Below are 12,690 nucleotides of genomic sequence, written 5' to 3' on the forward strand. Positions count from 1 at the left end.
CTACTCAGTCGTGGACGCCTGGTCTACGAAGTCCGCGTACGGGATGGCGTGATGCACTGCGGCGTCACGCGCCATGGAGTACCGCACGACTTCGGCGGGCTCCGTGATGGTCTCGATGCTGGTCAGTACGTCCGTGTCGTCGAAGTGCAGGATGGCGACGAGCCGTGAGTCGAAGATCCAGAAGTCTTCGTCGAGCGGGCCGATCCGCTGCGCCTCGCTGCGCCACAGGCAGCCGACATCTTCGCCGGCCGCCACGTTGACGGCGCCATAGGCCAGCAGAAACCGCTGCCCGTCGGTCGGCGGGTCGTCGAGGACGCGGACGCGACCCACGCGCTTGCCCTGGTCGACCTGGCCGCGGATGTTCTGGTTCCACGTGCTGTCGAGATCCCAGGTCACCTTGCCGGTCCTCAGGAATGCCCCGAAGTCCAGGTCTTCACGGTCGGACGCATAGCCGGAGCGAGTCTCCAGGTGCCAGGCCGTGTGCTCGAACGTCTCGAAGAGACGGCCGAACTCCTCCGGGCTGATCATCTGCGGCACGCGCTCCATCTCCTTCGGTGCCCAGTTGACGAGCAGTTGGCGCGGTACGACGACGGCGACGTCCCCGGCACCGAAGTGCTTCAGCTGCGCCACGCCGTCGGGGTCGGTGAACGGTGTGCCCTGGACGATGATCTCGCGGCTGTCCAAGTCCTCGTGCAGGGCCGGGCAGCCGCCGTTCTTGCTGTCGGTACCCGTGAAGCGCAGGCGTCGAGTCACGATCGTGTCCTTTCAGGGACGGTGATCATTCCAGGATGGCGACGCTTCGGGCCGTGCACCACAGACTCTCGCTGCCTGTGTGAGAACACCAGGGAACACTCAGCCAATGCGCGAGAACATCCGAGAACATTCGCTTTTCCTGCGAACACGTCGTCCCTAGCGTCCAGTTCATGGCCGTCACACAAGAATCGCAGGACGTCGATCCGTACGCAGCGACCGAAGCGGCGCGCGATGCCCTCGCGGATGTGGGGATCGTCTACCCCTCCCTGGGGGTCGACTACGGGTCGGTGAATCTTGGGCGTGTCCGTCCCGAGGTGGCCATACGGCTTGCTGATCAACTCCGGCGAGGGGGCCGCGAGAGATGACAGATCGTCCGACAGGGGGCGCCGGTGAGCCCCCAGGCAGGCTGACGCTGCGGGTGTACCGAGTGGCCCCGGATGGGGCCGTGACCAGCGATACCGGGATGCGTCAGGTCTACAGTGACGGCGCCCTGGCGCTGGACGACGGGCCCAAGTACCCGCCCTGCGCGTGTCCGCGGCACCGACCCCGAGGGGGCGGGGCATGAAGACGGTGCTCCTGCCCGACCCTGCGACGCTGAGCAATCTTCAGCTCACCCAGCAGGCCTGCGCCCTGTGCGGCGCGCGGCTCTACCGTGACCGGCTGCTCGGCACCGTCACGTACCGGGACCTCTACGGCCGGAAGGTCAAAGCCGAGTTGTGGGCGTGTGCCCGGAGTGTGCGGGTGGCAGGCGATGACCAAGACCTGCCGCGAGTGCAACGAGGACACGGACGAACCGGTCCCCGTCGCCCTGGAACACGTGGCATCCGGCGCCGGACGCGTCGTCTACCTCTGCCCACTGTGCCGGGCGGCGGCGGGTGATGACGGCACCCCGTCAGGGTCCCCGCCGCCGTTCGCCCATCCCGCTCCGGTCGTCCGCCTCCGAGCAAGGCGACCGGAGCGGGACAACTCCTCCATGAAAGAAGGAAGTGCCATGGTGATCCAACTCGCCGATAGCCCGGTTGTCACACTCTGCCGGGAACCGCGGGAGCTGCTCAATGCGGTGCGCCCGTACGTGAAGGAGTGCACTTACAACGTCTTCGACGCCCCCGGCAACGAAGGGTGCTTGTGGGACCGGGAGATCGCGCTGCTCATGCGCGACAACATCATGGTCAAGGACATGGCTGAACGCATCCTTGGCAACGCTGTGATGTACCTGATCACCGCCATGGAGCGTCCCGATCTGCACATCGGTATCGGCAAGGTCGTCGACATCGGCGTGCATCAGATCATCCTGGACACGCCCGTGTACTTTGCGTTCTGTGAGGTCTACAACGGCGGTCGGTACAAGCACCATGCGCCGCTGGTCCGGCGCCGCAGCGACGGCCTGGTCATCCGCACCGCCGATGTGATCCGTGAGCAGGGTTTCGCTGCGGACGAAGAGCTGTGGGCCATCGACGGCACCAGCTGCTCGCCGTGCGACGACAAGGTGCCCGACAGTCACTGATCAGTAGGACCGCCTGCCCCCACGTTCCCGAGCGGGGGCAGGCTTCCGCCACGACGAAGGAACCCCGTGCCTGTACCTCACGACATCGCCGCAGAGACCGAACTGTGGGACACCTATGCGGAGTCGGCGTTCAGTGCGAGTGCCGAGCCCGTTCTCAACTGGACGCAGTACGCCGGACATGGTCCCGGTCTCGAACTGCTCGGTGAGCCCGCGGGCGTCTTGGAGATCGGATGCGGCACCGGCCGCGCGCTCGCCCATCTCGCCGGCCAGGGCATCGCCGCCCGTGGCGTCGACCTCTCGCCCGGCATGGTCAAGAAGACCAGTGAGCGATGGGCCGAGACGGGGGCGGAGTTCACGTGCGGCGAGGTACTCGATTTCCTGCGCGAGGACACCCGCACCTACGACGCTGTGTACTCGATCTTCGGCGCCGCCTGGTTCGTCGATCCGGGCAGACTCTTCCCACTCGTGCGCGAACGCCTCGTGCCCGGCGGCGTGTTCGTGTTCAGCCAGCCACCCGCGATCCCCGGAGCCTACGGCCCGCAAGGGATGTACAAGGGCGGCTTCGCCGGGAAGGCGATGTTCACCTACCGCTACAGCTACAAGCCCGCGATCTGGGAGCGGCTGCTCCTGCGGGCCGGATTCGGGAGCGCCGCGGTGCACGTGATCGAGGCGCCGACACCCGGTCACATCGGCACGTTGATCGCGCGAGCTGCAGTCACGTGAAGTGATCTGTCGTGCCCCCGTTCCCCATGCTGCGGGGGTGGGGGGCATTGTCGTCTGTCGTGGACATCTCTCGTATGGCACGCCGGGTTCATCTGGCAGCTGTGGCGGCGCAGAAGGCGCGGGCTCTGGAGCGTCTCGCCGCGTTGGCTCACGAGCGACTGAGCCCGGAAGTTTCGCTGACGGACAAGGCGATCGTGTTCAATCTCCTGAAGGTGCAGCTCAAGATCATTGAACCGGTGGCGGCTGTGTCCCATGGCAAGGGCTGTCCCGTGGGCCGGTGGTTCCGTGATCACGGACGCACCGTCCCGGCGCTGACAGATGGGGCGTGGGACCGGGGCGAGCCGGTCTGCCACTCGCGCCACGTGGGGACGGAGATCGTGCCGTCACATGATGTGCTCGATTCGTTCCTGATCAAGGCTCGTACGGGGATCCTGTTCCGCGAGCTTCCCGCAGACCGCGGGAACGGCACCCTGTATGCACGGTGGCGGCGCTGGCTGGCCGCTGGGACATGGAAACAGGTCATGACCTTGCTCGAAGGATCACCCGAAGATCCACCGGCGGGGGGCGTCCCGGTCCCCGAAGTGGAGATGACCATGGAGGTCATCCCCGGCTCGCGCCGAAACACCTGGACGAGGATGGTGATCTCGGCCACGCGCCGCCTGGTCCATCGGGAGGGTGAGAGCACGGACCGTCACAGGAGTGAGGAGCGCCTTCCGTGCTTCTCGTCCCCGGCCATCCGCCCCATGAGGGGGACCAGGTCTGCGTATCCGTGCAGGCGTTCCGTCGTCATCGTGATGCCACCGAGCGTGCAACCTCAAGTTAACTTGAGGTCAAGAGGCCTCAAAAGGCGTGAGCGATCACGGCTTGGAGTGCGGTATTGTTTCGGTGCGCGTTCGGCCAGGGGAAACCCCAGGTCACACGGGCATCGGGACGTGGCGCAGCTTGGTAGCGCACTTGACTGGGGGTCAAGGGGTCGCAGGTTCAAATCCTGTCGTCCCGACGGAAACGTCGCAGGTAGGGGCCATCTTCGGATGGCCCCTACTTCGTTTTTGGGAGCAATTCTGGGAGCGGGAAGCGGCTTCCCGCGCTCCCTGGGAGCGAAAGTCTGGGAGCCACGTCAACCGGGGGTCGACGGCTGGTCACCCGATCCGGTCGCTCCCAGGGAACATCTCTGCTGCTTGGTCTGGTGTACGAGGCAAGGGGTCGCACTGTCCGCCCCCTTGTCCGAATACTCGTCATGGGGCCGTGCTCCCATTCGACCCTTTGACGGCTTTCACCGTATGCCGCTCGAAAATACGATTCGGTGTTGTGAGCTGCGGCGAGTCCGTTCGGTCAGGCGGTTCTTTCGTAGTGGTTGATCAGGCCTCCGAGGAGGCGTTGGCGCCGGATCCGGTGGGCCTGGAGGTTGGTGACATGGGCCGGGGCGGCTGGTTCGGTGCTGTCTGGGGGTAGTTGCTGCCGGGACTGGTGGGGACGGTGCCCGTTGTAGTGCCTGATGTATTCGACCAGGACTGCGCGAGCGTGGGCCTCGTTGTAGATCAGCATGCGGTCGAGGAGCTCGCGGCGGAGGGTTCCCACGACTCTCTCGCAGATCGCGTTCGCTTTGGGCGCCTGCGGCGGGCTGAGCAGGATCTCCATGTCATCGGCCTCGAAGACGGCGTCAAAGGAACGGGTGTACTTGCTGTCCCGGTCCCGGAGGAGGAAGCGCAGCGGACTCCAACCGGTGCCCCTGCGCCATGGCAAGGTTCCTTGCCTGCTGAACGGTCCACGCAACGGTGGGGTGGGCGGTGATGCCGGCGAGGTGGACGCGGCGGGTGCCATGTTCGATGAAGATCAGGGCGTACAGGCGCTCGAGCGAGATGGTGTCCAGGTGCAGGAAGTCGGCGGCGATGATGCCGTGGGCCTGTGCGGTCAGGAACTGCCGCCAGGTGGGGCCGGAGCGCTGCGGCGCGGGGTCGATGCCGGCTGCGTGGAGGATCTCCCAGACTGTGGACGGGGCGATCGGGTAGCCGAGGCGGGCGAGTTCGCCCTGTATCCGGCGGTGGCCCCAGCTGCTGTTCTCCCGGGCCATGCGCAGGATGAGCTGTTTAACGGCGGGCGCGGTGGAGGGTCTGCCGGGGCGGCGGTGCCGCGTGAACGTCCATTTCCTGGCTATGAGTTGGCGGTGCCAGGCCAGCAGTGTGGTGGGGGTGACCGCGAAGGCCTGGCGCCAGCGCTCGCGCGGGACGAACCGCGAGAGCGCGGCAAGCCAGATTCGGTCTGCGGGCTCGTAGCGGACGCGGGCGATCTGACGGCGCAGCACCGCGTTCTCATGCCGTAACGCGAGGACCTCTGCGTCCTTGGCCACGCGGCTGCGGAGCACGGCATACGGCAGCTTTATCAGGTTCCGGACCAGGGTGGTGACGATCGACAGCGACATCGAAGGAGCATCCCAGGCGCCATCGAGGCTGTTGCCCCGCGTGGAGAAGCTGCAGGCCAGAGCCGGAATCCTATTTCCGAGCGGGACAGGTCGTCCGTCACTGCACCATCGAACAGATCGCCGACTTCCTCACCGAGCAAGTGCCCCAGCCCCGGGCCGCGTGGATCCTCGGCTGCACCCTCCAGCTCGCCGGCTTGGACGACGGCGCCCGCTTCTGGTGGCAGTACGCCGCCGGAGCCGACGACGCGCCCGCCTCCTACTGCCTCTACCTGCAACACCTCGCCCGCGGTGACACTCACGCCGCCGCCCTATGGCAGCGCCAGGCCACACAGGAAACCGAGACCGCACAGTCCGGCGAAGGCACCCTCGCCTTTCAGGTGCTGACCGCCGACACCAGCCTCACCACACTCCTGCGGGTCCTGAGCCGGCTCAGCCGGTTCACCGCCCACAGGCACACACCCGCGGCTCAGGCCGTCATCGAATACGTCGCCAGCGCTGTGGCTACCGGCTACGACCGCCACCCCGACCTCGAACTACCGCTGCCCGGAGCGCACTTTGTCGACCGTCTGATCCTCGCCGCCGCAGCATTCATGCCGCACGCCACCAGCACCCTGCAGACTGCGGAACTGCCCAACCGGCCCCAGCCGGCCCCAGCAGCCGAGCTCTCCCCGGCCCGCAGCCGGACGCAGGAACCCGAGCGGCTGCTGGTCAAGGTCACCACCGAGGACTACGAAGGCGCATCCGTACGCCGGTTCTTCAAAGAAGCAGTCGCCGTCTGCTGGGAGAAGGCAACCGCCGCCACCTCGGCGGACACGCGCATGGCCTACTACCTCAAACGCCACCGCACACGTACAGCCCTGACGCTGACACCTACACCCGCTCCTACCGGACCCGCGGCCAGGCGCCATCCCGTGGCAGCATCACCTTTCCTGGGATTCAACAGATCCTGACCTGGTCATCACCACGCGCGGTAACCGGTGGCGCATTGGCGGACCAAGGCAAGACGCCTTCCTCCGCGGCTCAGGTGGGTGTGGCCCACGAGCGCAGCCTTCCGGCGACGGTGCGCAGGGTGAGAGTGCCAGTACGCAGTCCGGTCACGAGCTCGGGCAGGCCGCCGGCGGGGGCCTTGACGGGCTCGCCGGATTCGCGCATGTAGCGCAGTGCGAGCGCGCTGCCGGCCAGGCCGTTGTAGTCCTGTAGGGGACGGGTGGTCACGAACATCTGCAGCAGGATCGCCGCCCGGACCGGCGTCTCCACATAGAAGGGCTCGCCCGCGTGCAGTTCGTACGCGTGGCGGTACAAGGCGGCCGCGAGTGCACCCCAGTCATCTATGCCGGTCTCCCGGCCCGTCTGCTGCTCGAACTGCTGGAGCGATTCCTCGATCCAGCCGGCGTCGACACGCAGGAACATCAGCGGTTGCCCGCCTCGAACGCCTCGTCGAACTCAGCCACCAGATCGGCCATGTCACTGACCAGACCGGCCACGAACGCCTCACGGCTGGGGTCGATGTCCTTCTCGACCAGCCCGGACACGTACGCCTGGACAGACATGTGGCTCCGGCCCGCCCGCTTCTTGAGTAGATCGTGCGTTTTGGCCGGTACCCGGACGTTCAGCTGCTTCAGGTCGCTGTCCATACATCCCATGCTAGCAATTGCTAGCATGGGATGCTAGTGAACACGGGATCGCCCACCTGTGATGGGCGGCGCGCTCCGGGCTGCCAGACCCCGGGTACGGGAGCCTGATCGTCTCGGGTCATATGGGGTGTTCCTCCCTGGCAGCGGAGTGGTCAGGCGTGGCGGAACCCGCGGGCAGAATCGCGGGCGTGGGCGGAGTCGAACGGGGTAAACCAGTCGGCCGGGGCCTGGCCGATCTCGCTGTCCTCAAGCCCAGCGTCAAGGTCAAGTCCGCTCCGACCACGGCATCCAGGTCGGGTGAGGAGTTCCCCCGTCCAGGAGTCCAGACGTTCCTCACCCGCCTCGTCTCTCAGTGTCCCGGCGGGCTCCGTGGATATGTTCCAGAATTCCCGTACGGCTTCCAGAGCGGCCTCCGGCACCTCCGTGGACGCCGGTATGCGTGACGTGATCACCTCGGAGGCGGCGCGCTGCATGCGGTCGAGTTGCTGTCTCTCGTGCCGCTCGACGAGTCTGCGGCGTAGGTCAGCAGTCACATCGCCAGCCACATTCGCCCCTTCCGGCAGGTCGTTCCCAGGGGCCTAGGGGATCCTTGTTCCGGGGCCGTTGTCGGCGCTCAGGTTCTCGCCGAACAGTGCCTTCGGCGCCGGTGCTCCGATGTCCGTCGGGTTCTGGGCGGTCGAGTTCGCGGCCGTCACTCCGGAGGCGGAGCCGCGCAGGAGCCACACCGCGCCGCCGTTCACGACCGTACCCAGGTTCTCGCCCGGCGCGCCCGCGGTCAGGTCCGCCTTGCCGTCACCGGTCACGTCGAGCAGCCGCAGCGAACCTCCGAACACGTCGCCGGACTCCGCGGCACCCGGCACGCCCGCCGTGTCCTGGTGGAACGCCTGCGCGCCCTTGCCGGTGAGCCCGCCCTTGCCGCCCTTGAGCAGCACCACGGCACCGGCCTTCGCCTTCGAACCGATCGCCTCGCCGGGGACGCCGACGGCCAGGTCGGGGTATCCGTCGCCGTTCGCGTCGCCCGCGCTCAGCCGGCCGCCGAACTGGTCGCCCTTCTCGCTCGCCCCGGGCACACCCGCCGTCTTCTGCGTGATCGTCTGCGTGCGGGTCTGGCTGGGGCCGGACGGCGAACCGTAGTAGATCTTGAGGGTGCCGGGGTCCTTCTCGGTGCCCTCCGTGTCGCCGTTCGGGATGATCCGGGTGGCGAGGTCCGCGTAGCCGTCCTGGTCGAAGTCGGCGACGGCGGTGCTGGATGCGGAGTTCAGGGCCTTCGGAGCGGTGGACAGGCCGGACTTGCTGCCCAGCCACAGCTTGCCGCCCTCGGCGTGGTTCTCGTAGACGTAGAAGGTCGCGAGGTCCTCGATGCCGTCGCCGTTGAAGTCGCCCGCGGCGGTCGAGTTGATGGAGTTGTCGGTGCTGTACACCTTCAGCTGCTGCGAGCGGGCGGGGACGCCGTCCCGGCCGAAGGGGCCGTGGAGCACGTCGTGGTAGTCGTAGTCGTCGCCGTTGCGCATGAACAGGTCCGGGTGCCCGTCACCGTCGAAGTCGCCCGCGGTGAGGTGGTCCCCGACATCCGCGTTCGCCGGTGCGGGGACGCGGACGGCGTCCTGGCCCGAGATGCCGCCCTTGCGGCCCCACAGGACGATGACCGATCCGTTGACGTTGTCATCCGGCCGGTAGCTGCGGGCCCTCACCGCCAGGTCGGCCAGGCCGTCGCCGTCCAGGTCACGGGAGACCATCGTGTAGCCGAAGGCATTGTCGTCGCCCGATTCGCCGGGCACGCCCGGGGTGTCCTGGGTGATGACCGTGGTGCGCGCGGGGTCGATGCCCTGCGCCGAGCCATAGCTGACCGTGATGTAGCCGGCCCAGGCATGGCCGCCGACTTTTGCGCCGGGGGCGGTGACGGCGACGTCCTGGTAGCCGTCACCGTCGAAGTCCTCGCGCACGGTGCCCACGGCTGCGGCGCCCCCGTCCTTCGCGCCGTCCTTCGCGGCAGCGGTGCCGGCGACGATCGGCACGCCGAGCGACCCGATCAGGGCGGCGGCCACGGCGGTCGAAATGGCGGGTCGGCGTATGCCCACGGTTCCTCCTCAGAGCGCAAGCGACGTCGAGACGCGTGCGCGCGGATGTGATTCATCTGCGAGACACGCGGATGCGGCCGATGGTTGTGCTCCCGGCCACAAATCCCCTGGCGGGACGCCCGCGTTGCAGTCGGAACTTCTTGGAAGCGCAATGCAGTTCGATAGTGGGGGTCTCTCATGGCACTGTTCGGCAACGCGCACACGATCGATCCGATGACCGCGCAGCAGGACTACGCGCGTCTGCTGGGCCACGGTGAGCAGGTGCAGGCGGCGTTCCTGCTGATCCGCGACACGATGCTCTTCACGGACCGCCGTCTCGTGCTCGTCGACAAGCAGGGGATATCCGGCAAGAAGGTCGAGTACCACTCCGTTCCGTACCGCAGCATCACGCACTTCTCGGTGGAGACCGCCGGGCACTTCGACCTCGATGCCGAGCTCAAGATCTGGATCTCCGGGACCCCCGAGCCGATCCAGAAGACCTTCACCAAGGGCGTCGACATCTACGAGGTGCAGGCGATCCTCACGCAGTACGTGGCGCGCTAGGCGGTAGGCCCGCGGACCTCTCAGGCCTGGGGCACCCGGTCGAAGAATCCGTGCACCGTGCGGATCCGGCCGTCGTCCGCGAGCACGATGACGTCGGAACCGGCGACGGGGGCGGAGCCGTCCGCGACCGACACCAGCTCCCAGCCGAAGCGCGCGACGTGGTGGTGGCCGTCGACCGTCCCGGTCAGCCGGAACTCGAAGCCCGGGAACTGCTCGTGGGTTCCCGCGATCACGGCGGCGATGGACTCGTACCCGTAGACGTCGGACTGCGGGTCCGTGTAACTGCCGTCCTCGCTCCAGGCGGCGGCCACGGCCTTGGCCAGGGCGTCGGCGCCCTCCGTGTTCCAGGCCTCGAAGTAGCGGGCGACGGCGGTCTCGTACGCGGAAGTGTCGTGTGCGGACATGGCGGGTGCCTCCTGCGGATCGGGGGTATCGGGGTGGTGCCTTCGATGGCTTGAGCTTGCCGTGGCTGCCGCAGGGGGTCGATTACGTCCGGGGTAATGCGGGGGCCGAAAGCGCCACCCGCCGTCTTCTCACGCGCGTGCGACTGTGCTTGCCAAAGGGGCTCTTTCGGCCGCCTGAACGGGAGTTGGCGTATGCGCAAGCCGTGGATCGGTGGGGTGCTCGCCGCTGTGCTGCTCCTTGGAGCGTGCGGTGACCCCGGGGCCTCCGGGGGTGAGAGTGCCCCGGAGACCGTCCCCAAGGCACCCACCGACTCCGGCAGCGCACGGGCCAATCCCTCCGCGCCCCCGGCCTCGCCCTCCTAGGTCTCGGTCCTGCGACCGGAGAGACGACCCGCACCCGCTCTATTGCTAGCGCTCACGGCGCCGGGTGGGGCTGCCGAGGACCCGTTCCTCAAGGCCCTCGGCAAGACCCGCGACCGCGTCCCGCAGCTCGCCGAGGTCTTCGCTGCCCAGGACACCCACGCCGCCGACATCAGCACAGCTCCGTGGCCCGACCCCGCGCCCATGGGCAGCCGCGACCTGCACGAGCCCCAGCGGCACGGTCACGCCGCGTGACCCGGTTCCTCACCCCGCAAGAGCTCCTGCAGATCGCGCAGACCCTCCCGGGTGACCCGGCCTGTCTCGACCTGGGCGTGCTCGACGGAACCTGCGCCCGAGTCCAGGCCCACTACATGGGCCGCGACGTGTACGCGAGCGACTAGCTCAAGGCCGCGGCCATGCTGGAGAGCATCGCGCTGCACGAGCCGCTGGAGGCGAAGAACGAGTTCTTCGCCTGGCTGGTCGCCGAGACCTTCCTCAACACCAACGGGGTCACGCTGGACTACGAGCCGGAGGACGCACTCGCGCTCGTCATGCGCGCCAAGGACAAGGGCGCCCACGCTCAAGAGGTCGCTGCGCAGCTGCGCGCCTGGTCCGCCGGCTGAGACCCACGCCCGCCCGGAAGGACGGGCGGCCAAGCCGGTCCAGGAAGATGGATCAGCCCGGTTTTAAGGCGGTGAAGAGCCGGGCCAACGGTGCATTCCGTGGGGGATGCGGTCCAACACTGCACTCGGTTGGTCCTGTATCGGCGTACACGTCGCGCGGCGGGCCCTCTGCGGGTGCGCTCTATGCAGGAGGGACAGGCTGCTCGTCCCCGCCTGCAAAGAGGTACTCGTGCATCTGCTGCAGATAGCCGTACAGGGAGTTCTCGTCATCGAAGGCGATGTTGGTCAGCCGTTCGTAGTCGCCGACGGAAAGCTCCCGTGTGCGCAGCACACGCTCGAGGCCGTCACGCACACCGTCGACGTAGTCGCTTTTGAACGCGTGCAGTGTCGGACGCAGCCTGTGCGTGCCGGAAGCTATGACACCCCTAAGCGACCTGCGAGTATTCGTGGATGAGGCCGCTGAGTCGATCGCGTCGGGAGATGCGGGTTTTGCCAGTGGCGGTAGTTGGTTCGGACTCGGTGAGTCGGCCTGGCGCCCGTTGTCCGAGGGATCGATGCGGCCGGTGACTGTTGTAGTGCTCCGTGTACTCGTCGAGGACGAGTCGGAGGTGGCGCTCGCCGGTGATCAGGATGCGGTCGGTGGACTCGCGTCGACATGATCCGATCCAGCGTTCGGCGATCCCGTTCATCCGTGGCACAGCGGGCAGTGTGGGGATGACGCGTACGCCGGCTGCTTGGAAGACGGCGTCAAAGCTGTCGGTGAAGTAGGCGCCGCGGTCCCGGATGAGGAACTTGACCGACTCTGCGCGGTCACCCAGGTCCATGAGGTAGTTCCGCGCTTGCTGGGTGATCCAGGGGCCGGTCGGGTGTCGAGTGATGCCGGCGATGTGCACGCGGCGGGCGCCATGGTCGATGAAGAACAGCACGAACCAGCGCCGCAAGAGGACGGTGTCGATGTGGAAGAGGTCGGTGGCCACGATTGCGGAGGCCTGCGCTTTGAGGAAAGCAGCCCATGAGCGGTCCGCGCGTTGCGGTGATGGGTCTATCCCAGCCTTCTTCAGTACCTCCCAGACGGTCGAGGCGCCGACCTTGCGTCCCAGACCAAGCAGTTCGCCGTGGATCCGTCGATATCCCCACCCCGGGTTCTCCCGCGCGAGGCGCAGGACCAGGTGCCGCAGTGCTTCCGGCTTCGGAGGTCGGCCCGGGCGGCGGTGTGGATAGGTCCACTTCCGGGCGACGAGACGTGCGTGCCAGCGTAGGACCGACCGCGGTGTCACCAGCAATGCCAGCCGGGCACGCTGCTTCTTGTTCACCATCCGGAGCAGCGCTGCCATGACAGCCCGATCGCTCCAGGAAAACCGAGGCCGTGGCTGGATGCGTTGCGCGACAGCGAGCTGGTGCCGGAGCGTCAAGATCTCGACGTCCTTCGCCGCACTCGACCGGGCAAGCAGCACAAGCCATCCCAAGAGCTGGCACGCTAGTTGATAGATCAGACGTATCGCCACGACCCAGCATGATGCCGCACAGTACCCGCCAGCCTCCCGCGCTCGGGTAGATCCGAACCCGCAGGTCATCTCGGGTGACGCAGTTTCCGGCACCGACAGGCGCGCAGCAGCGTGCGAACATCTCGTACGCCCCAGGCTGGCGTG

General features: G+C 67.4%; 15 protein-coding genes, 1 tRNA gene and 2 pseudogenes. 9 read left to right on the forward strand and 9 right to left on the reverse strand.

Features of this window, described 5'->3' with window-relative positions; genetic code table 11:
- Entirely contained in the window at positions 1 to 753 is a 753-nt protein-coding gene (locus tag ACZ6ZP_RS10855; protein WP_469406397.1) for a DUF6879 family protein, read from the reverse strand.
- Positions 754 to 1,744: 991 nt separating this feature from the next.
- Between ACZ6ZP_RS10855 and ACZ6ZP_RS10860 the strand changes: the two genes are divergently transcribed.
- The 4 genes and pseudogenes from ACZ6ZP_RS10860 (at position 1,745) to ACZ6ZP_RS10875 (ending at position 3,980) form a co-directional block, all read left to right on the forward strand.
- The gene (locus tag ACZ6ZP_RS10860) at positions 1,745 to 2,257 is read left to right on the forward strand and encodes a hypothetical protein (protein WP_351161310.1); all 513 of its coding nucleotides are present in this window, start codon (positions 1,745 to 1,747) and stop codon (positions 2,255 to 2,257) included.
- 66 nt (positions 2,258 to 2,323) lie between these two features.
- A complete protein-coding gene (locus tag ACZ6ZP_RS10865; RefSeq protein WP_469406398.1) occupies positions 2,324 to 2,980 on the forward strand; it encodes a class I SAM-dependent DNA methyltransferase in 657 nt (218 codons plus the stop codon).
- Positions 2,981 to 3,054: 74 nt separating this feature from the next.
- Positions 3,055 to 3,492 (forward strand): annotated as a pseudogene (locus tag ACZ6ZP_RS10870) (transposase); the annotation flags it as partial.
- A gap of 414 nt (positions 3,493 to 3,906) precedes the next feature.
- Positions 3,907 to 3,980: transfer RNA gene (locus ACZ6ZP_RS10875), tRNA-Pro, on the forward strand.
- Between the two features lie 332 nt (positions 3,981 to 4,312).
- Here the strand turns inward: ACZ6ZP_RS10875 and ACZ6ZP_RS10880 are convergent.
- Positions 4,313 to 5,399, reverse strand: a pseudogene (locus ACZ6ZP_RS10880) (integrase core domain-containing protein).
- Between the two features lie 140 nt (positions 5,400 to 5,539).
- On the opposite strand from ACZ6ZP_RS10880, the gene ACZ6ZP_RS10885 reads away from it, so the two are divergent.
- Positions 5,540 to 6,349 carry a hypothetical protein gene (locus ACZ6ZP_RS10885; protein ID WP_469406399.1) on the forward strand — a complete coding sequence of 270 codons (810 nt, stop codon included), beginning with the start codon at positions 5,540 to 5,542 and terminating at the stop codon, positions 6,347 to 6,349.
- Positions 6,350 to 6,419: 70 nt separating this feature from the next.
- Here ACZ6ZP_RS10885 and ACZ6ZP_RS10890 read toward each other — a convergent pair whose 3' ends face one another.
- The 4 genes from ACZ6ZP_RS10890 to ACZ6ZP_RS10905 all read right to left on the reverse strand — a co-directional run bounded on the left by ACZ6ZP_RS10890 (position 6,420) and on the right by ACZ6ZP_RS10905 (position 9,111).
- On the reverse strand, positions 6,420 to 6,809 hold the full coding sequence (locus ACZ6ZP_RS10890) for a hypothetical protein (RefSeq protein WP_351161323.1): 390 nt from the start codon (positions 6,807 to 6,809) through the stop codon (positions 6,420 to 6,422).
- Positions 6,809 to 7,033: a hypothetical protein gene (locus ACZ6ZP_RS10895; protein ID WP_351161326.1), complete on the reverse strand. Its 225-nt coding sequence runs from the start codon at positions 7,031 to 7,033 to the stop codon at positions 6,809 to 6,811. Before ACZ6ZP_RS10895 ends, ACZ6ZP_RS10890 begins: the two co-directional genes overlap by 1 nt.
- 152 nt (positions 7,034 to 7,185) lie before the next feature.
- A complete protein-coding gene (locus ACZ6ZP_RS10900; RefSeq protein ID WP_351161328.1) occupies positions 7,186 to 7,578 on the reverse strand; it encodes a hypothetical protein in 393 nt (130 codons plus the stop codon).
- Between the two features lie 33 nt (positions 7,579 to 7,611).
- Positions 7,612 to 9,111 carry an FG-GAP-like repeat-containing protein gene (locus ACZ6ZP_RS10905; RefSeq protein ID WP_469406400.1) on the reverse strand — a complete coding sequence of 500 codons (1,500 nt, stop codon included), beginning with the start codon at positions 9,109 to 9,111 and terminating at the stop codon, positions 7,612 to 7,614.
- A gap of 177 nt (positions 9,112 to 9,288) precedes the next feature.
- On the opposite strand from ACZ6ZP_RS10905, the gene ACZ6ZP_RS10910 reads away from it, so the two are divergent.
- Positions 9,289 to 9,654, forward strand: a complete 366-nt coding sequence (locus tag ACZ6ZP_RS10910; RefSeq protein WP_351161333.1) for a PH domain-containing protein — start codon at positions 9,289 to 9,291, stop codon at positions 9,652 to 9,654.
- 20 nt (positions 9,655 to 9,674) lie between these two features.
- Here ACZ6ZP_RS10910 and ACZ6ZP_RS10915 read toward each other — a convergent pair whose 3' ends face one another.
- On the reverse strand, positions 9,675 to 10,058 hold the full coding sequence (locus tag ACZ6ZP_RS10915; RefSeq protein WP_361461290.1) for a nuclear transport factor 2 family protein: 384 nt from the start codon (positions 10,056 to 10,058) through the stop codon (positions 9,675 to 9,677).
- Positions 10,059 to 10,463: 405 nt separating this feature from the next.
- Here ACZ6ZP_RS10915 and ACZ6ZP_RS10920 point away from each other — a divergent pair, with 405 nt between their 5' ends.
- The 3 genes from ACZ6ZP_RS10920 to ACZ6ZP_RS10930 are packed head-to-tail and all read left to right on the forward strand — an operon-like array spanning position 10,464 to position 11,041.
- A complete protein-coding gene (locus ACZ6ZP_RS10920) occupies positions 10,464 to 10,673 on the forward strand; it encodes a hypothetical protein (protein WP_351161339.1) in 210 nt (69 codons plus the stop codon).
- Positions 10,670 to 10,819 (forward strand): hypothetical protein, encoded by a 150-nt coding sequence (locus tag ACZ6ZP_RS10925; RefSeq protein WP_351161341.1) that lies wholly within the window; start codon positions 10,670 to 10,672, stop codon positions 10,817 to 10,819. Before ACZ6ZP_RS10920 ends, ACZ6ZP_RS10925 begins: the two co-directional genes overlap by 4 nt.
- Before the next feature lie 15 nt (positions 10,820 to 10,834).
- Positions 10,835 to 11,041 (forward strand): hypothetical protein, encoded by a 207-nt coding sequence (locus ACZ6ZP_RS10930; RefSeq protein ID WP_351161344.1) that lies wholly within the window; start codon positions 10,835 to 10,837, stop codon positions 11,039 to 11,041.
- 181 nt (positions 11,042 to 11,222) lie between these two features.
- Here the strand turns inward: ACZ6ZP_RS10930 and ACZ6ZP_RS10935 are convergent, their stop codons facing one another.
- Complete coding sequence (locus ACZ6ZP_RS10935) at positions 11,223 to 11,393, reverse strand: hypothetical protein (RefSeq protein ID WP_351161346.1); 171 nt, start codon at positions 11,391 to 11,393, stop codon at positions 11,223 to 11,225.
- Between the two features lie 73 nt (positions 11,394 to 11,466).
- Entirely contained in the window at positions 11,467 to 12,546 is a 1,080-nt protein-coding gene (locus ACZ6ZP_RS10940; protein ID WP_361461285.1) for an integrase core domain-containing protein, read from the reverse strand.
- Positions 12,547 to 12,690 lie beyond the last annotated feature (144 nt).

Source organism: Streptomyces sp. NPDC054047, from assembly GCF_055585065.1.